The organism is Streptomyces sp. NPDC059866 (assembly GCF_042731325.1).
GTDB lineage: Bacteria > Actinomycetota > Actinomycetes > Streptomycetales > Streptomycetaceae > Streptomyces > Streptomyces flavusporus.
Map to the genome: position 1 here is coordinate 24818 of NZ_JBHWJT010000047.1, position 20247 is coordinate 45064.

Sequence of the window (20247 nt, forward strand, 5' to 3'; positions counted from 1 at the left end):
GGGGGGCCCCGGGGGGGGGGGGGCGGGGGGGGGGGGGGGGGGGGGGGGGCGGGGGGGGGGGGGGCGGGGGGGGGGGTGTCGCGCGGGTGCAACGCGGCGGCGGGGCGCCGGGCGAGGCGCGGGCCGCCCCTCGTCGTCGTAAGGGAGCGGGTTACGCGATGTGCTCGTCTTCCAGTTCCGCGGTGTGGCGCTTCTGGAAGCGGAGGACCATGCGCTTGGCATCGGCGTCCACGACGGGCACGCCGTACGTCGCCTCGACGTTGTCGCTGAACTCGCGCGGAGTCGGGTAGCCGCTGCCGCTGATCGACTGCTTGAAGACCGTGTAGTAGTCCTCCTCCGTCGGGTCGGGAGCGGGGGTGCCGCCGCCTTCGCCGAGTTCGCGGGTGCGGTTGGGGCCTACCGGGATGGGGAACGTGCCGGTGTCCTCCGGGGAGGGTTCGGAGGGCGGTGGGGGTTCCTCGTACTGCTGCTGGTACTGCTCGGCCTGTTGCTGCTCCTCGTACCAGCGGGCGTAGGCGGCTTCGGGGTCGTAGGTGGGGTCGTAGCCGCCGTGGTACTCGATGGTCTGCGGGTCGCGGGCGTGCAGCCAGGGGTTCTGGGGCTCGGCGTAGTCCAGGGGCTCAGCGTCGGGGGTGCCGTCGCCTTTGGGGCGCTGCCCGCTGTGGCGTGCCGCTGCGCCCACCCGTGCCGCCCCAGCGGCACGACTGCCCGCAGCTGCGTCGGCTGCCGCAGCTATGGCGGCAGAATCATCGGCCACGTCCGCCGCAGTCAGCTCATGCCTCGGTGCCGGAGGTATCAGTGTCGGTTCGATGCCCGCCGCCGCCAGGCCCGCCGGGGCCGTGTCGGCCAGGGGGACGCCGTACTTGGCCAGGCGCAGGGGCATCAGGGCCTCCACCGGGGCCTTGCGGCGCCAGGCCCGGCCGTAGCGGGAGCGGAGGCGGGCCTGGTAGACGAGGCGTTCCTGTTCCAGCTTGATCACCTGGTCGTAGGAGCGGAGCTCCCAGAGCTTCATACGGCGCCAGAGCAGGAACGTGGGGATGGGGGAGAGCAGCCAGCGGGTGAGGCGGACGCCCTCCATGTGCTTGTCCGCCGTGATGTCGGCGATCCGGCCGATCGCGTGGCGGGCGGCCTCCACCGCCACCACGAACAGGATCGGGATGACCCCGTGCATGCCCACGCCCAGCGGATCCGGCCAGGCCGCCGCGCCGTTGAAGGCGATCGTCGCCGCCGTCAGCAGCCACGCCGTCTGGCGCAGCAACGGGAACGGGATGCGGATCCAGGTCAGCAGGAGGTCCAGGGCGAGCAGGACGCAGATACCTGCGTCGATGCCGATCGGGAAGACGTAACTGAAGTCCCCGAAGCCCTTTTTGAGCGCGAGTTCACGTACCGCGGCGTACGAACCCGCAAAACCGATGCCCGCGATGATCACGGCACCGAAGACGACCACGGCGATGAGAACGCGGTGCGTCCGTGTCAGCTGTAGTGGCGCGGCCACCCGTACTCCCCTCCCACTGCGTGTTGTTGCGCGGCCAACAGGGTGGCACATGCGTACGGGGGTCGGGTGGCCGGTCCGGGTACGTCAGCCCTTCCGTGACTCTACCGGTGGCGTCCGGTGACCCCCGGCGTCAGCTCTCCTTGGACGGCGACTTGGACGAAGTCGCCGACTTCGAGGGGGACTTGGAGGCGTCAGGAGTGGCGGCGGAGCCACTCTCACCGTTCGCCTTCGTCACCGAGGCCACCGCCTCCTCGGCCGCCTTCTTCGCCGCCTTCATCAGATCGTCGGCGTCGGGGGTCTTGTCGCCGGCCAGGCCCGCGCCGTTGTAGTCGAGGGTCAGGACGACGTTCTCCACGCGCGCGACGATCGTCTGCTGCTTGAAGGTGCCTTCCTTCTTCTTCAGGTCGTAGCGCACCGCCGTCGCCTGGTCGCCCGTCCCGGACACCGACTCGGTCTTGGTGCCCTTCGCACCCTCGGTCGCCTGGACGTCCTTGACCTGCTTCGCGAAGTACTCCTGCGCCAGCTTGTCGCCCTCGCCGCGGGTGACGTCGGACTCGAAGCGCAGCAGCGAGACGTTCAGCCAGCGGAACTGCGAGCCGTCGACGCCGTTGTTGTCGAGACTGTCCCAGGAGCAGCTGCCCCGCGTCGACACATCGTCGGAGTTGCCCTCCTTGCCCGACTTCGAGCCCTTCGGGACGAGTTCGCCCAACGTCTTCTTCGACAGCACCGCGCACGCCTCGGGCAACTCCGAGTACGCCGCCGCCTGCACGGTGGGCGAGGGGCTCGCGGACGCGCTCGACGCGCTCTCGGACGCCTTCTTGGCGTCATCACTCGAGCCGGAGTCCGAGGAGCAGCCGGCGGCGATCAGCATCGCGGGAACGGCCGCCGCGCAGACAAGGATGCGGTTCAGGCGCTTCACCCGCTCGGCACGCTGGTCAGCCTGGTCGTCTCGCTGTGCTCGTCGCTGCATGGTTCCTTCACTCACGCTCTGGTTCCTGAGGCCGGATGGGTCCCGGTGTCGCCGGTGGCGCCGGCGTCCGGATCGGGTCCGAGGGGCCACGGTACGCGGTGAAGGAACTGTGCGGACCCGCTTCATCTGCTTTGCATCCCGGCCCGAAGGGGCGTCATTCCGCCAGCGAGTCGGCCAGCCGGGACGCCAGCTTCCGGGCCCTGTCCTGCATTTCCTTGCTGTCCGGCACGACGCCGACCATGGCCGGCTGCTCCTCGTACTCGATGGTCACGATGACGTTGGACGTGCGGAACGCCACAGTCACCATGCGCTGTTTGGCCGTCGAACCGGAGCTGCTCAGCGCATCGTCCAGGAAGGCCTCGTCGCCCAGATCGTCCAGGATGCGGGGCTGGAGCTCGGCCGGAGTGGCGCTCGCGGTCGCGCTCGGGCCGGTGGAGGAGCCCTCCTCGGGGCTGCCGGAAGAGCCGGGCGAGGCAGGGGAATCGGCGGACCCCGACGGTGTCGAGGACGGGGAGGACGTCGACGACGAGGACGACGGGGACGACGGAGCGGACGGCGAGGATGCGGAGGCGACGGGCTCCGGCAGATCGGCCGCCGTCTGCCGGGTGGCGAAGAGCTGCTCGGCCTGGCTGTCGTCGCTGACGGCGTTGTCGTAGGACACCACGCGCTCGAAGTCGACGTACAGATGGTCCGTGGCGGACGTGGACTCCACCTTCCAGCGGCAGCCGACCTTGCGGTCGTTGTCGTAGGTGAGGGTGGGCTCGCCCGCGTAGGCCGTCTCGCGCTGCTCCTCGTCGGCGATCTGCTGGATACCGGGCAGGAGGGAGTCGAGGGTGTCCTGACCGACCGCGCTGCACGGTTCGGGGAGGGTGCGGTAACGGCCCGGCTCGGCCGCCGCCGTCGCCGTACCGGAGCCGCCGGGGTTGGAGTCGTCCGTGGCGCCACCGTCGTCCGAGCTGCCGGTGCAGCCGGCCAGCAGGGCCGCGAGGAGCGCGGCGACGCCGGATACGTACGCCTTCCGCTGCACGGTCAGGCTCCTCTCCACGGTGGTGCGCTTGCCTGGTCTGTCAGTGTCCCCGCTGGTTATTCGGTTGCCGCACGGGGGTGCCGCCTGGAGACAATGTGTATCGCACGCACTGCCGTGAACGCCGGTCCGTTGTCCGTTACGTCGACCTTGGCGCCGGTTTTGCGATTCAGAACTTCTGTTTGTTTTCACCGGTTTTACGGGGGATGAGGCGATATGTCGTACGTCGAGATGCCGGGCGCGAAGGCGCCGATCCGGATGTGGACCGACCCGGCGACGGTCGAGGACGTGGCGCTCCAGCAGCTGCGGAACGTCGCGACGCTGCCGTGGATCAAGGGGCTGGCGGTCATGCCGGACGTGCACTACGGGAAGGGTGCGACGGTCGGGTCGGTCATCGCGATGCGGGGGGCTGTTTGTCCTGCGGCGGTGGGTGTCGATATCGGGTGCGGGATGTCGGCGGTGAAGACGTCGCTGACGGCCAATGATCTGCCAGGGGATCTGTCTCGGCTGCGGTCGAAGATCGAGCAGGCGATTCCGGTGGGGCGGGGGATGCATGGCGATCCCGTGGATCCTGGGCGGCTGCATGGGTTCGGTACCGCGGGGTGGGATGACTTCTGGGGGCGGTTCGATGGGGTTGCGGACGCGGTGAAGTTCCGTGAAGAGCGGGCCGCGAAGCAAATGGGCACACTTGGGTCGGGAAATCACTTTTGTGAACTTTGTATAGATGTGTCCGGTTCAGTGTGGCTCATGCTTCACTCCGGTTCCCGGAACATCGGCAAGGAACTGGCTGAGCACCACATCGGCGTCGCCCAGAAGCTCCCGCACAACCAGGGTTTGATCGACCGTGACCTCGCCGTCTTCATCGCGGACACCCCGCAGATGGCGGCGTACCAGAACGACCTCTACTGGGCTCAGGAGTACGCGAAGTACAACCGGTCGATCATGATGGCGCTCTTCAAGGATGTGATCCGCAAGGAGTTCAAGAAGGCCAAGCCGACCTTCGAGCCCGAGATCAGCTGTCATCACAACTATGTGAGCCGCGAGCGTTACGAGGGCATGGACCTGCTTGTCACGCGCAAGGGAGCAATCAGCGCCCGGGCGGGTGAGTACGGCATCATCCCGGGCTCGATGGGCACCGGTTCGTACATCGTGAAGGGCCTCGGCAATGAGAAGGCCTTCAACTCGGCGTCCCACGGCGCCGGCCGGCGCATGAGCCGTAACGCAGCGAAGCGGCGCTTCTCGACGAAGGACCTGGAGGAGCAGACACGGGGCGTGGAGTGCCGTAAGGACTCTGGCGTCGTGGACGAGATTCCGGGTGCGTACAAGCCGATCGAGCAGGTCATCGATCAGCAGCGGGACCTTGTGGAGGTCGTGGCGAAGCTGAAGCAGGTTGTTTGCGTGAAGGGGTGACCTGCGGCGGCTCAAGGCGGAGGGCCTGGTCAAGCCTGACCAGGCCCTCCGTCGCGTGGTGCCGCTACGCGGCTTGGGCGTTCGACTCCGTCGGACGCCAGACGGGAACGACTGCGGCGGGTTCGAAGCGGTGGGATCCCTTGGTGCCCGGGAGGATGAGCACTGACTCCAGTAAACGGAAGAGAATCTCGCGCTTCGCGCCCACGTTCAGTCCGCCCCAGTGGGACCGTACGTCAACGCATTCTTGCGTAACGGGATCATGTTCAACCATCCAGGCTTGCTGTTCATTGAGGAGCTGTTTGATCCGGGTCTCTTCCCGCATGAGCCCTGAAAAGTACTCGGAGTCGGTTATCTCCCCGGCGTACCACTGCTCTTGGATGGCCGCCTTACACTGCCTGGCGGTTTCCAGCTCCCGCATGCCGGGCCAGGGAGCGATGGACTGGGCGCCACGTGTACCTTGCCGGTCCAGCTTGGTAAGGGCGTACTCAGTGATGAGGCTGTCCACCGCGGGACCTCGGCGGCTCACCCGACCACAACCTCCGTCCAGTGCGGCGCGACAGCGGTACACGTACGACGTGTTGGTGGGGTGGCCGTGCATGGGCGCACCACACTGCTGGCCACCTCCAAGCGGTCGACCACAGCGCACCAGACCGGTGAGCAGGTACCGTGCGCCTTCTCGTGGGTGAATGCCTCTTCTGTTCCAGCCTCCGGGGTGGCGCTGCCTTTCCAGCGCCTCCGTGACGCCGTGCCACTCTTCCGGTGACACGATGGGCTCCCACTGGCCGAGGACCGGCATTCCGTCCGTGTCACGGACGAGGACTCCGTCGAGCTTGCGGTATCCGCAGATGCGGGGATTGCGCAGGATCTGTTTGACCGTCTGGCGCTGCCAGGGATTTCCCAGGGTGCTCGTGTATCCCGAGGCGACGAAGTCCTGGGTGACCGCGGTCAGCGTTCTGCCCTGTAGCAGGCTCTGTACTCCGTGCCGTACGACCTCGGATTCGCCCGGGTGCAGCGTGACCTTGTCGGCATTCCAGCCGAACGGACGGCGCGGGCCTACCGGCTCGCCTCGCTCTGCGCGGGCGCGATGGTTCAGCTTTGCCCTATGTCCCTGTTTCGTGCTCTCAGCGCGCGCGGCAGCAGCCCCCAGGAGACCGCGCCGTGCAGCGTCTTCGCTATAGAGGTCGTACGAGCCGAGTCCATCGGCGTACGCGCGGGAGGCATGTGCGGTGAAGCACGCGAGGAATCGCCGATAGGTGCGTATATCTCGGTACAGCCGGTCGTCGGAGACGCACACCACCCCGTCAACTGGGTATCCGACTGCCGTAGTTCCGTTCTCGAGGGCGTCGAGCATCGCGTCGAATTCGGGACGCCTGACGCCCACTTTGGAAGCCGACTTGTCGTTGTCGACATAGCGGTGAACGACGATCATGCGGTGCTTCGCCGCGATGCGGGCGCAGTGCTTTGCCTGGTCCGCGACACCATGGCCATCCCTTTTGTGCCTGTCGTTGGAGATGCGGCAGTAGGCGACCACCAGGTGCCAGCCCGCATCCCGGAGGGCCAGTGCCTCGGGCAGCGCGGGAGTGCCGTCGGGGACACCACGGAGACCGTTGAGCAGGAGTTCCAACTCCGAGGTCGGAGGCCTCACTCTTGTGCGGCGGTCGGTTGGCGCCTCAAAGGGCGCGCTAGGCTCGCAATCAGCCATGCGGAAGCGCAGTCCTTCCTTGCTGGTCAGGCCCTCGGTCGGGATGCCGCCCGGCCGGGGGCCGTCGATTTGATGTTGTGGCGCGAGCCTAGATCGGCAGTTCAGCCTCCGCTCGGGTGATCGATGACGTTCATCCCTGTGAGTTACACGTCCAGGCCTACGCGACCGTGATCAACCGCATGGCCTTGCAGCACGAGACCCGCACTGAGCAGCACGCGGGCTCCCAGTCGGCCGTGCCCTCGGTCAGCATGCCGAGGCAGTCCGCGCGGTAGAGGCGGGACGGGCGGAGCCGTCGCAGGTCGGGTAGCTGCCAGGTCGCGCCGTCGAAACGTATTGTTCAGCGACTCTAGGTGACGGTTGGTGCCGCCACTTGCGGTTTCACTTGGGGGCGTGCAGTACCGCGTAGATCATCACGAACGCGATGATGTGGATGCCGAAGAGGAAGTAGGCGAGCCATATCCACATGTGGCGTTCGCCGCGTTTTCCTCGGTCTGGCGGGCCAGGCGTCGGTGTTCCGGTTCGGGGTCCGTCACCGGTGCTCCCGGTGGACCTTGGTGTTGGAGGCCTGGGCGCGTGGGCGGACCACGAGGAGGTCGATGTTGACGTGGGCGGGGCGGGTGACCGCCCAGGTGATGGTGTCGGCGACGTCGTCGGCGGTGAGGGGTTCGGCGACGCCCTCGTAGACCTTGGCGGCGCGGTCCTCGTCGCCGCCGAAGCGGGTCAGGGCGAACTCGTCGGTCTTGACCATGCCCGGGGCGACCTCGATCACCCGGACCGGCTGTCCGACGATCTCCAGGCGGAGCGTCTCGGCGAGGACATGGGCGCCGTGCTTGGCGGCGACGTAGCCGGCGCCGCCCTCGTAGGTGCCGTGGCCCGCGGTCGACGAGACGACCACGACGGTGCCGTCGCCGCTCGCGACGAGGGCGGGGAGCAGGGCCTGGGTGAGGTTGAGGGTGCCGATGACGTTGGTCTCGTACATCTGGCGCCAGTCCGCCGGGTCGCCGGTCGCCACCGGGTCCAGGCCGAGTGCGCCGCCCGCGTTGTTGACCAGCACGCCGATCGTCCGGAAGGCCGTGGCGAACTCGTCGACCGCCGCGCGGTCGGTGACGTCCAGCTGGTACGCCGTCGCCGAGTGGCCGGCCGTGTTGATCTCCTCGGCGAGGGCCTCGATGCGGTCCTTGCGGCGTGCGGTGAGGACGACGCGGCAGCCGGCCGCGGCGAGCTGTCGCGCGGTGGCGGCGCCGATTCCGCTGCTGGCGCCGGTGACGACGGCGATACGGGACGCGGCGGCGGGGGTCGTCATACGGCTGCTCCTCGTGCGCGGTGTGGTGCGGGTGGGCGCCACGCCGGTGTGGGGCCGCTGGTCGGTGTGCTCCTTCGCCAGGATAGGCGGGGGATGAGGTGGGGAATCGAGGTGGGTGATCATCCCGTGACGTTCAGCCGCCGCGCGGCGTCCACATGATCACGGCCATGCCGGCCAGGCAGATCAGTGCGCCGGTGATGTCCCAGCGGTCGGGCCGGTAGCCGTCCGCGATGACGCCCCAGGCGATCGAGCCGGCGACGAAGACTCCGCCGTACGCGGCGAGGACACGGCCGAAGTGGGCGTCCGGCTGGAAGGTGGCGACGAAGCCGTAGGCGCCGAGGGCGAGGATGCCGCCGCTGATCCACAGCCAGCCGCGTTGCTCCCGGTACCCCTGCCAGACCAGCCAGGCGCCGCCGATCTCGAAGAGGGCGGCGACGACGAAGAGGGCGGCGGAGCGGAGGATGAGCATGCGGGCAGCTTCGCATGCCGGGTTTCGGGGGTCGGTGCCGCCGTTTCCTGGGGCCGGGATCGCGGTCTCATGGGCTTCGCGTCACCTGATGGACGGTGCCTGGGGTCGGCTCCGCGTGGGATACATCCCGTACGAAGCCCATGGCGGAGTGAGGAGTGTGGCGGTATGCGAGGCATGAGGGTGCTGGGCGTGGGGTGTGCCGCCCTGATGGCGGTCGGTGCGGTGGCTCCGCTTGCCGGGGCCGAGACGGCTCAGGAGGCCGATCTGGCCTATCACGGGGCCGCGACGCTGGATTCCGGCCGGGTCGAGGTGCGGATCACCCCGCGTAATCACGGGCCGTCGGCCGTGCCGGACGCGACGGTACGGCTGCGCTGGTCGCAGCCGCTCGAGAACCGGCAGACGCTGCCCGACGGGTGTGCGCGTTCCGGTGCGCGGGTGGTGTTGTGCCGGGTGGGTGCGCTGCCGGCGGACACGCTCGGTGCGGATCTCAGGCTGGGGGTACGGCTGCGGGGGGCGCCGACCGAGGTGCTGATGGAGGTCGACACGGTGTGGAGCGGTGGGGCGGTGGACCGTAACCGGCACAACGACCGGCAGCGGGTGCTCGTGCTGGACACCGGGGACGCGTACTACTTCTGACCTCGGCTTCTGTTCTCCCTTTCTCGCCTCCAGGGGTGCTCGGAATAAGAGCACGGTGTCGACCGTTCGAGGGGTATAGTTCAACGGTCAACAACTTTGGAGGCGACCATGCAGTTCGGGATCTTCAGCGTCGGCGACGTGACGCCGGACCCGACGACGGGCCGTACGCCGACCGAGCGCGAGCGGATCAAGGCCATGGTCGCCATCGCGCTGAAGGCCGAGGAGGTCGGCCTGGACGTCTTCGCGACCGGCGAGCACCACAACCCGCCGTTCGTGCCGTCCTCGCCGACCACCATGCTCGGCTACATAGCCGCCCGCACGGACCGGCTGATCCTGTCCACGTCCACCACCCTCATCACGACCAACGACCCGGTGAAGATCGCCGAGGACTTCGCGATGCTCCAGCACCTGGCCGACGGCCGGGTGGACCTGATGATGGGCCGCGGCAACACCGGGCCGGTGTACCCCTGGTTCGGGCAGGACATCCGGCAGGGCATCAACCTCGCCATCGAGAACTACGCCCTGGTGCACCGGCTGTGGCGCGAGGACGTCGTGAACTGGGAGGGCAAGTTCCGTACGCCGCTGCAGGGCTTCACGTCCACGCCCCGGCCGCTGGACGGCGTACCGCCGTTCGTCTGGCACGGGTCGATCCGGTCGCCCGAGATCGCCGAGCAGGCGGCGTTCTACGGCGACGGGTTCTTCCACAACAACATCTTCTGGCCGGCCGACCACACCAAGCGGATGGTCGAGCTGTACCGGGAGCGGTACGCGCACTACGGGCACGGCACGCCCGAGCAGGCGATCGTCGGGCTCGGCGGGCAGGTGTTCATGCGGAAGAACTCGCAGGACGCGGTGCGTGAGTTCCGGCCGTACTTCGACAACGCGCCGGTCTACGGGCACGGGCCGTCCCTGGAGGACTTCACCGACCAGACCCCGCTGACCGTGGGCTCGCCGCAGCAGGTGATCGAGAAGACGCTGGCCTTCCGCGAGTACGCCGGTGACTACCAGCGCCAGCTGTTCCTGATGGACCACGCCGGGCTGCCGCTGAAGACCGTGCTGGAGCAGCTCGACATGCTGGGCGAGGAGGTCGTGCCGGTGCTGCGCAAGGAGTTCGCCAAGGGGCGGCCGGCCGGGGTGCCGGACGCGCCGACCCACCAGTCCCTGCTTGCCGCCGCCTCGGAAGGAGTGAACGTCGCATGAAGCTCGTCGTCGTGTCCGCGGGGCTGAGCGTCCCGTCCTCCACCCGGCTGCTGGCCGACCGGCTGGCCAAGGCCACCGCCGACCGGACCTCGGCGGAGGTGCAGGTGATCGAGCTGCGCGAGCTCGCCGTCGAGATCGCGCACAACTTCACCAACGGCTTCGCCGGGCGGCAGCTGAGCGCCGCGCTCGACGCGGTGACCGAGGCGGACGGGCTGATCGTGGTCACGCCGGTGTTCTCCGCCTCGTACAGCGGGCTGTTCAAGTCCTTCTTCGACGTGCTCGACAAGGAGGCGCTCGCCGGGAAGCCGGTGCTGGTCGCCGCGACCGGCGGCACCGCCCGGCACTCCCTCGTCCTGGAGCACGCCCTGCGTCCGCTCTTCGCCTACCTGCGGGCCGTCGTCGTCCCGACCGGGGTCTACGCCGCCTCGGAGGACTGGGGTGCCGAGGGGCTGGACGGGCGCATCGAGCGGGCGGCCGGGGAACTGGCGGGGCTGATGGTCGGGCTCACGCCGAAGGTGCCGGGGCCGGCGAAGGTCGGGGAGTTCGAGGTGGTGCCCTTTGAGGAGCAGTTGGCGGCGTTGCGGCGGGGGGCGTGATGCGGTTGGCCGTCCGGGCGGGGGCGGGTGGGGGCCGACGCGGGGTGCGGTGCGCAGCCCGGCGCTGACGAGGTGCCGCCCGCGCCCACCCTCCCCCACTCTCGGCTTCGCTCGAGCGGGGGGACCCCCATCGCCCCTGGCGGCACGACTGCCCGCGGACTGACGAGGTGGCGGGTGCCGCCCGTGCCGCCCCTGGCAGCACGATGCCCGCGGATGGGCGGGTCGGCCGGGTGAGAGGCCAGTAAGAAGGGTGGGTGGGGGCTGCTCATACGGTCGTACGAGTCGGCCGCTTTGTCACACTGGACGCGTGGCCCCGACTGTTCTGCTGGCTGAAGACGATCGTGCGATCCGGCACGCCCTGGAGCGGGCCCTGACGCTGGAGGGCTACGCGGTGACGGCTGTCGCCGACGGTGTCGAGGCGCTGGCGCACGCCCATCGCACCCCGCCCGACGTGCTCGTCCTGGATGTGATGATGCCGGGGATCGACGGCCTCCAGGTGTGCCGGGTGCTGCGCGCCGAGGGTGACCGGACGCCGATCCTGATGCTGACGGCGCTGGTGGAGACGGCGGACCGGATCGCCGGGCTGGACGCCGGCGCCGACGACTACGTGGTGAAACCCTTCGACGTCGAGGAGGTCTTCGCCCGGCTGCGGGCGCTGCTGCGGCGCACCGCGAACGGTGCCGCCATGGACGTACGGGAGAAGCCGTCCGCGTCCGGCCGGCAGATCGAGGCGGCTGGGCTGCGCATGGACCCGCAGGCCCGGCGCGCCTGGCGTGGCGGGCGCGAACTGGAGCTGACCCGCACCGAGTTCGAGCTGCTCGAACTGCTGGTGCGCAACGAGGGGATCGTCCTCGACCACTCCACGATCTACGACCGTATCTGGGGCTACGACTTCGGGCCGGGCTCCAAGAACCTCGCCGTGTACGTCGGCTATCTGCGCCGCAAGCTCGACGAGCCGGGGGCGGCGCCGCTGATCCACACGGTGCGCGGGGTGGGTTACGTGCTGCGGGAGGACTGAGCGGTGCGCCCGTCGTGGTCTCCGGCCGTGCGGTGGCCGCGTCTGGCGTCGCTGCGGACCACGTTCGCGGTGTCGTTCGCGGCCATCACCGCCGCCGTCACCGTCCTCGTCGGCATCCTCTCCTACGGCGCCGCCGCCCGGCTCGTCCGCGTCGACCAGCAGTCCGTGTTCGACGAGGTCGTGCAGGACCTGCGGGTCGAGGTGAGCCAGCGCCGGATGGATCCGGTGGACTTCTCCTCCGCGCCGGGACACGACTTCGTCCGCCCCGCCCGCACCGACGTGCAGGTGCTCGGCCCGGACGGCAGCGTCGTCGACAAGGGTGACCCCGGGCTGCCGGTCACCGACGCCGACCGCGAGGTCGCCGCCGCCGGCACCGCCGGGCGGCTGGTCGAGCACCGGGACGTCGACGTCGGCGACGACGTCTACCGTGTCGCCACCGTCGCGCTGGGCGGCGAGCGGGGCGCGGTGCAGGTGGCGCAGGAGTTCAGCGACACCGAGGATCTGCTGCGGGCGCTCCAGCAGCGGACGCTGCTGCTGATGGCGGCGGTGGTGACCGGAGCGGGCCTGTTCGGCTGGTGGCTGGCGCGGCACATCACGCGCCGGCTGGTGATTCTCACCTCGGCCGCGGAGGCCGTCGCCCGCACCCGGCGGCTCGGTATCGACGTACCCGTCACCGGCGGCGACGAGGTGGGCCGGCTCGGCCGTGCCTTCGACCGGATGCTCGGCCGCCTCGCCCAGTCCGAGGAGGACCAGCGCCGCCTGGTCCAGGACGCGGGCCATGAACTCCGTACGCCGCTGACCTCCCTGCGTACGAACATCTCGCTCCTGCGCCGCATCGACGAGCTGCCGCCCGCCTCTCGGGACGAACTGGTCGCCGACCTCGGCCAGGAGGCGCGTGAACTGACCGATCTGGTCAACGAGTTGGTGGATCTCGCGGCCGGGCAGTCGGACACCGAGCCCCTGCAGCGGGTCGACCTCGCCGACCTCGCCGAGGATGTCGCGGGCCTGACCCGGCGCCGTACCGGACACCGGATCGTGGTCCGCGCGTGCGGCGACACGACCACGGAGGGCCGGCCGGGCATGCTCACCCGGGCGATCTCCAACCTCGTCGAGAACGCCGCGAAGTTCGACCGCGACAGCACCTCGCCCATCGAGATCGTCGTCGCCGGTCCCGCCCGGCCGGGCACGATCCGCGTCGAGGTCCTCGACCGCGGCCCCGGCATCGGGGACGCCGACCTCGTCCGCGTCTTCGACCGTTTCTACCGGGCTGCGGATGCGAGGTCTCTGCCGGGGTCGGGGCTGGGGCTGTCGATCGTCCGGGAGGTGGCGCTGGCGCACGGGGGAGCACCGTTCGCGCATCGGCGGGAGGGGGGCGGGGCGGTGATCGGGTTCACGGTGGGTGGGGCCGCCTGAGCACCGTCTCGTCCAGGATCACCCACAGCTCAGGACGGTCGGAGGTGGTGAGGCGCGCGTGCCGGCCGATGCGGGCGGCCGTCCGCGCCGAGCGCTTCGTCGAGAACGCAGGTCGGCTCCAGCGTGGATTTCACGCCCGAACAGCGCCGCCATCGATGATCCCGGGGCGATTTCCTTGCCATGCCCCGCCTCATGCAGCCGATGGCTGAAGTCCTGCCACTCGTGCAGAAACTGGGAGCGGTGGGGTGCTGACCTTGGGTTTCTTGGCGAAAAGTGCGTTGACCTGCGAAAACAGTTCTGCGTGCCTCGTTGCGCGTTCCGGCAGCGCGTGGCGGCTGAATGTCCGGTATCTCCACAAGCAACCCCTGGCTATTTGATGCATGCAGCTACTGCTGCCCGATCATGCTGGACCTGCTGAGTGGGCATTCGGCAGTCTGAACGGGCAGCAGCAATTCCGAGGAAAATTTGCGGAGTTGAAAACGCAACCACGCTGGTCGTTTCTGTTCGGGACGGCCCCTGCCATGGAAGAAGGTGCTGACGATGGCCCTGCTCAAGACTGCCTCGTACGCGATTGCCCGCCGCACGAAGATGACCGCCCTGGCCGGCTTCTACAAGTACTGAGCAGCTACCCCTGATCTGCAGTCAGGAAGCTGAATCCTGGGGCTGGGCAGAGCTTTCGCTCTTGTCCGGCCCCAGGGGCACTACAGGCCGGACCGACTTACCCAAGGGGATCAGATGAACCGACCTCCAGGCCCGCGTGGCGCGCGTCTTGCCGGCAACGGACCGGCCTACGACGAGGACCGCCTCGGCTTCATGACCAGCATGTCCGAACGGTACGGAGCCATCTGGTCCTTCGACCACCACATCGTCGTCGTGTCCGACCCGGCCCTGGCGGGTGAGGTTCTCCTGCGCACCAACAAGGACTTCGGCGGAGAGGTGGACTTTCTCCACCGGAAGCAGAAAGAGGATGAGGCAACACTGCAGCAGTGGTCCTCTTCCCGTGCTGCCCGGATGCGCGGAATGCGCCCGTCCGCAATGCAGGCCAAGATCCCCATGATCGGAGCGGAAATGCGGACCGCGATTCCGTCCTGGGCCTCCGGCGGTGACATCGAGATCGTCGCGAAAATGCGGCGCCTTACCTCCCGGCTCGGCGCGATGATCTGCTTCACGCAGGATGCGCCGACAGCGGAGGGCTTGGAGCAGGAGCTGTTCGACGCCCTCCTTCCGGTCATCCGCAGCACGATCGCTCTGCCCTCCTGGCTGCCGCTGCCGCGTCACCGGCGCGTGGCACGCGCCAACCGGGCATTGGAGGACGGAATAGCCCGGGTGATCGACGTCCGCCGGAGGGAGGGGCGGACCGAAACGGATGACCTGCTCGGTGTGCTGATGAAACCGACAGGCCGGCATGGAGTGCTCTCCGACCGGATCATTCGCGAGACGTTGGCGGCCACCCTGCTGGCCGCCCAGAGCGCGCCCTCTTCCGGGGTCGGCTGGATCATCCACGAGCTGATCAAGAACCCCGAGGCCCAGGAGCGCATCGCGACCGAGGCCGCCGCCGTGCTCCCGCCGTCGGACCCGATCACTCATGCCCACTACGAGCAGCTCGAATACACCGGGCGAGCGGTCAAGGAGGCACTGCGCCTGTGGCCGCCGAACTGGGTGTACGCCCGCCACACCCTTCATGACACGGAGCTCGGCGGTTACACCCTGGCCCGCGGCACCAAGGTGATGGTCCCCTCTTACGTCATCCAGCGCGACGCCCAGTGGTTCCCCGACCCGCTGTCCTTCGACCCGGATCGCTGGCTCTCCGGTGGATCCGGTACCACGGCTGTACCCCACGCCTATCTGCCCTTCGGCGCGGGCCCCCTGGTGCGCATGGGCCTGTCCTGGAGCCTGATCGAGATGACGCTGGGCACTGCGCTGCTGCTCCGCGACTTCCGCGTGGAGGCCGCTCCTGCCACGACCGTGGTTCCCGATCCCGCCCGGGAGTTGACGCCCAGCGGACTCATGGTGCACCTCACCGCGCGCGCCGCACCTGTTCATGTTGCCCGTACCGGAACAGCCCGGCAGGGCCCTGCGCCGACCGGCTGCCCGATGTCGCTCGGTTCCCCCACATGAGCGGGCCGATCACCTACAAGGTCCTGCTCGGCAATCGTGAGTTCAACGGTCTGTTCGCGGCCCACACGGTGTCCGTCCTCGGTGACGTTCTCACCAAGATCGCACTGTCGGTCCTGGTGTACGACCGCACCGGCTCCGCCCTGGCCGCCGCGCTCACGTACGCGCTCGGCTTCGTGCCCCAAGTGTTGACGGCGGCCCTGCTGTCCTCTGTGGTGGACCGGTTCCCGGCCCGCCGGGTGATGCTCATCGGCGATGCCGCGCGCATGGTGTGTGTGCTGCTGATGACCGTGCCCGGCACGTCGGTTGCTGTCCTGCTGTGCCTGGTGACGGCATCCGGGGCGCTGACTCCCGCATTCCGCGCGGCCCGCCAGACCATGCTCCCGGAGATCGTCGGCATGGAAGGTTACGCCCTGGCCCGCTCAATGTTCTCGGGCACCATTCAGATCGGCCAGACTCTGGGCTTCGGCCTCGGCGGTCTCCTGCTGCTCCTGGTCACTCCGCGGGCCGCTCTGTTCCTGGATGCGGCGACTTTCGCCTTCGCCATCGTGGTCGTGCTCCTGACGGTACGCCCCAGGCCTGCTACTTCCGCCGGGCGGCAGGAGAGTACGGGCATCATCCGTGCCACTGTGCAGGGCAACCGGATGATCCTGACCACGCCGCTGCTGCGACGTCTGCTGTTCCTGCAGTGGCTGCCCACCGCGATGGTCGTCATGCCGGAAGGACTCGCAGCCCCCTACGCCGAGCAGTTGGGGGGAGGACCCACCGCGGTGGGCCTTCTCCTGGCGGCCCCGGCCGTCGGCACCGCGCTCGGCGAGGCGGCAGTCGCCCGATTCCTCGGAGCCGAAAGGCGCGCCCGGAGCGTTCCCGCCTTGCTGCTTCTCGCAGCGGCCCCCCTCGTCTGCTTCGCCGTCGAACCCGCCCTGCCCTGGGCCCTCGCCCTGCTGCTGAGCGGAGCGGGAACCGCCTACGCCCTCCCTCTCGACCAGCTCTTCATCGAAAGCGTGCCTCCACATCTGCGCGGCCGCGCCATGACCCTCGCCGGCACCGGATCCATCACCACCCAGGGCACCGGACTGGCCATCGGCGGGCTCGTGGCCGAGTGGATCTCCGCGCCTTGGGTGTTCGCCGCCGGGGGACTCACCGCGCTCGCAGCGGCGGCCGCGACCGGCAGGACCCGCCCATGGCGGGCCGATCCACCCACCGTGATGCAGACGGACCCGGCCGACCAGGCCATCAAGGACCAACCACCACAGCACAGTGACAAGTGAGGAATCCCAGAATGCCCGTGTCTTCCGAGCCCTTGACCTCTGTGGACAACGCCACGTGGGCGCATCTGCCGCCCGCCGCACCGCTGGACCTCACCGTCGACGCCGTACGGCTCGCCGCAGAGGTCGCCGCCCTGTCGGATCTCACCTGGCGCCCCAACCGTCCGGTGAGCCAGAGCGGCCTGGGTGCGGAGGACGCCTTCGACTGGAAGATCATCCCTCTGCGCAGTCCCAACGGCAGCCTGGCACGAACCGACCCCGGCGGCGCCGGGCTGGAGGACCACCTCGACACCGAAGCCCTGGCCCGCAGCCCCTACCACGCCGAGGTGCTGGGCAGGATCCCCGCTCCACTCCACAGCGTCCGTCTCATGGCACTCGGGCCGGGAGCCGAAACCCATGAGCACCGGGACGGCCGCACCAACTTTCCCTGGGGCTCCCTCCGGCTGCACATCCCGATCGTGACCCAGCCCGGAGCGCAACTCACCGTGGGCGGCGAGACCTATCACTGGGACGCCGGACAACTGTGGTACGCGGACTTCGACCGCCTGCACATCGCCCGCAACCGCAGCGACCGGCGACGTATCCACCTGGTTGTCGACTGCGTTCCCACCCCGGAACTGATGGGTCTGTTCCCGGCCGACTTCCGCGCCGAACTGCCGTGGAGCGATGTCCTGTTCGCCCGGAGCGAGGTGCCACTCCAGCCCTTCGAGAGGGAGGGCCTGGCCTGCGAGCTCGATGTGCCCGCCACCTTCCCGGACTGGTCCGACGACTCCGGCGCCGACCCGACCGACCGCCTCCCCGGCACGATCGAGCTGATCGACGGGCGTCCGGTCCTCTGCATCGCCGGCGAACCGCGCTTCGGACTCATCCACATCGGCAACGCCGAATTCCGGTTGCAGGGCTGGACCGACGAACGCACCCTGCTCCTGGACCTCGAACGGCCCGATCCCACCGCACGGTTCAGGGTCCGCTGCGGCAGGTCGCTCACCGAGTACGTCGTCCATGACGTCCGCGCGGTCGAGCGCATCGGGCCCGGACAGTCATGATCGATCGGAGCAGGCGGCATCGACCACGCTGTCGATGTGACCGGAACCGGGGTTGCCGGCATCGCCCAGCCGCGCGCGGATGAGGTAACCGAGTTGGAACCGACTCTCGGCGCGGAAGCTCTCCATGATTTCCCTGATGTGCTTCCGGCAGGTTCGCAGGGACATGTTCAACCGGCGGGCTATGACTTCGTCCTTGAGGCCTTCGGTCAGCAGCCGCACAATTGCCTGCTTGGCCTCGGTGCTTATGGTGGGCGTGCCGAAATGGCCTGGGTTGAGGGGGGTGGCGAGCACCCAGGAGTGCTCGAAGACCGAGCAAAGGTAACTGACCGTGAACGGGTCACGAATGATGACCGCGCCGTCCTGCGCATTGTGGTGAGAGATGAACGCGATCTCCTCGTCGATCACGGTCATCCTGCCGAACAGCTCGGGCAGGGTCCGGACCTGGGCTCCGGTCGAGGCGAGCTGCTTGACGTACTCCTGTGTCGTTGTGTCGTGGCGAGCTGTGTGCTGGTAGAGGGTGCGCATCTGTACGCCGCGCCGGAGGAGGGCCACGTCGCGATCGCTCGCAAGCTCCACCGGCCCTGTGGGGTGCTCGCGGCTGGGTTGGCAGGTGAGCACCTCCGCTCGGCACCGTGCCATCGCGTCGTCGATCCGTTCGGCAAAGGTCTTGGTGTCGTGGACCTCTTCGATCGGAGTGTGGTGACGCCGAGTTTGCCGTATCTCGGCGTACAAAGGGCTGAGCGCGTTGAATTCCCCTCGCAGCTCTTCAGCGCGTGCCAACTGGCTGCGAAGTGCCGTCTCGATGGGGGCGAGCAAGGTCGCTGCCGCTGTCTCGGGAGCGACGGAGACGAGCCGAGTCTCCGCTGCGGGCCCTTGCAATGGCCGAAGCAAGTGCCGGGCGGTGAGCACGGAGGCCGCGTGTTGCACGTCCTCCGCTGTCAGCCCCAGATCCTGAGCCGCTGTTTCGATGGTCACGTGGCCGTGTTGTGTGATCCAGCGGAAGACGCCGATTTCGACGTCGCTCAGCCGACCCATGCCTGCTATGGAACTGTTCTCCACGGTTTGCCCCCTGGACAGATCCTGCATGCAGCTCAGTGTGCCGGGTGATCACGCTGGACGGGGAATGGAATGGCTCGGCAGGCTGAAAGGCCCACCAGGAACTCTGCAGAAGTTGCCGACCGCAGACGCCTCATTCTGACGCGGAGCCGAGGAAGTATGGGTGTGATCACTGAGGGTGTGGAGATGAGGGCGGCCGTCCTGGACGATGCCGGAGCACTTGCCGGGACGCTGCTGCGGAACCGTACGTACATGCGCCCTTGGGAACCTGACCGGCACGAGGAGTTTTTCACCGAAGGCGGCCAGCGGGCCCGGTTGAGAGACCAGCTCGCTCAGCGGGAAGCGGGGCAGGCCATGCAGTGGGTGCTCGTCGAGACGGACGGCGGGCGGCTCGTTGGCGTCATCTCCCTGTCCAGGATCGCCCTCGGTCCGCTGTGCAGTGCGAGCGTCGGCTACTGGGTCGACGGGGAGCGGGCCGGACGCGGCATTGCCACTGCCGCCGTCGAAGCGGCGTGCCTGGCTGCGCGAGAGGAGTTCGCACTGCACCGGGTCGAGGCGGGGACGATGGTGGACAACATGGCCTCGCAGCGGGTTCTGACGAAGGCCGGATTCGAGCAGTACGGCTTCGCGCCGAAGTATCTGCACGCCAACGGTGCCTGGCGGGATCACCTTCTCTTCCAGCGAATCCTGCACGACGAACGACCACGTGGGCAGGGCCTGTAAAGGTCCTGCACTCCCGGGCGGTGAGCACCACCCGGTCGTCCCGGCGTCACCGTGTCGGCACTGGCCCCTTCCCTCGGCTCAACGGTCAGTGCTTCTCGCCGCCCGCCACGGCCATGTCCGTCAGGTGTGCCGCCCGGAGCGCGAGGTCGGGCCACGGGCCCGGTGCGCGCAGCACGGCGACCGCGGACGCCGGGAACTTCTCGCGGACCGGTCGAGGGCGTCGCCGTCCGTCTCGAGGGTGAGGGCCAGGTCCTCCAGGCCGGGGTGGTGGCCGAGGAGGAGCGTGCGGACGGAGGCCGGGATCAGGCCTCATATGCCCTGGCAGTCTGAAGGCCCCTCCCGGCACATGACGAGGGCGGGGTCCGGAAACCCCGCCCGCACTCAACGAAACCCCAGGTCAGAGCCACACCAGGCAATAGGGCTGATGCCCCGTCGCATGCAGCCGAGGTCGGCGTTGAGAGCCGGTGGCGGTCGGGTGAGGGATCCCACAAGCGGGTCGATCGGTGGCGCGCAGACGCCAGGAGGGCTATCGTCGAGAGGCAGAACGACCGGTCTTCCTACCTCTTGATGGACGGCCTGTCCCGGCCTTCCCGGCTGGGCTGCCTCCAGTCGGAGACCTGCCGTAGGTCGCCGGTGCACATCGAAGAGAGATCAAAAAGGTTCCATGAAGCCAATCCGCGCCCCGGCCCGGCCGGGGCCCCGCACAGAGCCGCTGCTTCACGCGGTCCCGACGGGGTCAGCCTCCCGACCGGATCAGCCGGGCCGCGTCCAGCAGGGTCTTGTGGGCGGCCGTCGAGTCGTCC

General features: G+C 68.9%; 17 protein-coding genes and 1 pseudogene. 10 read left to right on the forward strand and 8 right to left on the reverse strand.

What is annotated here, in order from left to right; translation table 11 throughout:
* Window positions 1-151: 151 nt before the first annotated feature.
* The 3 genes from ACFV7R_RS41115 to ACFV7R_RS41125 form a co-directional block, all read right to left on the reverse strand.
* Window positions 152-1495 carry a DUF2637 domain-containing protein gene (locus tag ACFV7R_RS41115; protein WP_385274042.1) on the reverse strand — a complete coding sequence of 448 codons (1344 nt, stop codon included), beginning with the start codon at window positions 1493-1495 and terminating at the stop codon, window positions 152-154.
* A gap of 130 nt (window positions 1496-1625) precedes the next feature.
* Entirely contained in the window at window positions 1626-2465 is an 840-nt protein-coding gene (locus tag ACFV7R_RS41120) for a DUF3558 family protein (protein WP_385274045.1), read from the reverse strand.
* A gap of 154 nt (window positions 2466-2619) precedes the next feature.
* Window positions 2620-3492, reverse strand: coding sequence for a DUF3558 domain-containing protein (locus ACFV7R_RS41125; protein ID WP_385274048.1), 873 nt, complete (start codon window positions 3490-3492; stop codon window positions 2620-2622).
* Between the two features lie 213 nt (window positions 3493-3705).
* Between ACFV7R_RS41125 and ACFV7R_RS41130 the strand changes: the two genes are divergently transcribed.
* Window positions 3706-4899 (forward strand): RtcB family protein, encoded by a 1194-nt coding sequence (locus ACFV7R_RS41130; RefSeq protein WP_385274051.1) that lies wholly within the window; start codon window positions 3706-3708, stop codon window positions 4897-4899.
* Window positions 4900-4963: 64 nt separating this feature from the next.
* Here the strand turns inward: ACFV7R_RS41130 and ACFV7R_RS41135 are convergent, their stop codons facing one another.
* The 3 genes from ACFV7R_RS41135 to ACFV7R_RS41145 all read right to left on the reverse strand — a co-directional run bounded on the left by ACFV7R_RS41135 (window position 4964) and on the right by ACFV7R_RS41145 (window position 8373).
* Complete coding sequence (locus tag ACFV7R_RS41135; RefSeq protein WP_385274054.1) at window positions 4964-6523, reverse strand: recombinase family protein; 1560 nt, start codon at window positions 6521-6523, stop codon at window positions 4964-4966.
* 607 nt (window positions 6524-7130) lie between these two features.
* Window positions 7131-7904 (reverse strand): SDR family NAD(P)-dependent oxidoreductase, encoded by a 774-nt coding sequence (locus ACFV7R_RS41140; RefSeq protein WP_385274057.1) that lies wholly within the window; start codon window positions 7902-7904, stop codon window positions 7131-7133.
* A 133-nt stretch (window positions 7905-8037) separates the two neighbouring features.
* Window positions 8038-8373: a YnfA family protein gene (locus ACFV7R_RS41145; RefSeq protein ID WP_129799434.1), complete on the reverse strand. Its 336-nt coding sequence runs from the start codon at window positions 8371-8373 to the stop codon at window positions 8038-8040.
* A 165-nt stretch (window positions 8374-8538) separates the two neighbouring features.
* Between ACFV7R_RS41145 and ACFV7R_RS41150 the strand changes: the two genes are divergently transcribed.
* The 5 genes from ACFV7R_RS41150 to ACFV7R_RS41170 all read left to right on the forward strand — a co-directional run bounded on the left by ACFV7R_RS41150 (window position 8539) and on the right by ACFV7R_RS41170 (window position 13236).
* Complete coding sequence (locus ACFV7R_RS41150) at window positions 8539-9009, forward strand: hypothetical protein (RefSeq protein ID WP_129799433.1); 471 nt, start codon at window positions 8539-8541, stop codon at window positions 9007-9009.
* A gap of 108 nt (window positions 9010-9117) precedes the next feature.
* Window positions 9118-10209: an LLM class flavin-dependent oxidoreductase gene (locus tag ACFV7R_RS41155; protein WP_129799432.1), complete on the forward strand. Its 1092-nt coding sequence runs from the start codon at window positions 9118-9120 to the stop codon at window positions 10207-10209.
* The gene (locus ACFV7R_RS41160; RefSeq protein WP_385274061.1) at window positions 10206-10805 is read left to right on the forward strand and encodes an FMN reductase; all 600 of its coding nucleotides are present in this window, start codon (window positions 10206-10208) and stop codon (window positions 10803-10805) included. The genes ACFV7R_RS41155 and ACFV7R_RS41160 overlap by 4 nt, the downstream gene beginning before the upstream one ends.
* Window positions 10806-11112: 307 nt before the next feature.
* A complete protein-coding gene (locus ACFV7R_RS41165; protein ID WP_385274065.1) occupies window positions 11113-11823 on the forward strand; it encodes a response regulator transcription factor in 711 nt (236 codons plus the stop codon).
* Window positions 11824-11850: 27 nt separating this feature from the next.
* Complete coding sequence (locus ACFV7R_RS41170; protein WP_385274068.1) at window positions 11851-13236, forward strand: ATP-binding protein; 1386 nt, start codon at window positions 11851-11853, stop codon at window positions 13234-13236.
* Here the strand turns inward: ACFV7R_RS41170 and ACFV7R_RS41175 are convergent.
* Window positions 13226-13321, reverse strand: a pseudogene (locus ACFV7R_RS41175) (Scr1 family TA system antitoxin-like transcriptional regulator); the annotation flags it as partial. The gene ACFV7R_RS41170 and the pseudogene ACFV7R_RS41175 overlap by 11 nt on opposite strands.
* A gap of 650 nt (window positions 13322-13971) precedes the next feature.
* Between ACFV7R_RS41175 and ACFV7R_RS41180 the strand changes: the two are divergent.
* From ACFV7R_RS41180 to ACFV7R_RS41190, 3 genes are read left to right on the forward strand one after another with little or no spacing between them, the layout of a single operon-like run.
* Window positions 13972-15354 carry a cytochrome P450 gene (locus ACFV7R_RS41180; protein ID WP_385274071.1) on the forward strand — a complete coding sequence of 461 codons (1383 nt, stop codon included), beginning with the start codon at window positions 13972-13974 and terminating at the stop codon, window positions 15352-15354.
* On the forward strand, window positions 15351-16622 hold the full coding sequence (locus tag ACFV7R_RS41185; RefSeq protein WP_385274074.1) for an MFS transporter: 1272 nt from the start codon (window positions 15351-15353) through the stop codon (window positions 16620-16622). The genes ACFV7R_RS41180 and ACFV7R_RS41185 overlap by 4 nt, the downstream gene beginning before the upstream one ends.
* An 11-nt stretch (window positions 16623-16633) precedes the next feature.
* A complete protein-coding gene (locus tag ACFV7R_RS41190) occupies window positions 16634-17665 on the forward strand; it encodes an aspartyl/asparaginyl beta-hydroxylase domain-containing protein (protein WP_385274077.1) in 1032 nt (343 codons plus the stop codon).
* On the opposite strand, the gene ACFV7R_RS41195 is transcribed toward ACFV7R_RS41190, so the two are convergent.
* The gene (locus tag ACFV7R_RS41195) at window positions 17660-18751 is read right to left on the reverse strand and encodes a LuxR C-terminal-related transcriptional regulator (protein ID WP_385274079.1); all 1092 of its coding nucleotides are present in this window, start codon (window positions 18749-18751) and stop codon (window positions 17660-17662) included. The genes ACFV7R_RS41190 and ACFV7R_RS41195 overlap by 6 nt on opposite strands.
* A gap of 135 nt (window positions 18752-18886) precedes the next feature.
* On the opposite strand from ACFV7R_RS41195, the gene ACFV7R_RS41200 reads away from it, so the two are divergent.
* Window positions 18887-19444 (forward strand): GNAT family N-acetyltransferase, encoded by a 558-nt coding sequence (locus ACFV7R_RS41200; RefSeq protein ID WP_385274082.1) that lies wholly within the window; start codon window positions 18887-18889, stop codon window positions 19442-19444.
* The last annotated feature ends 803 nt before the right edge of the window (window positions 19445-20247 follow it).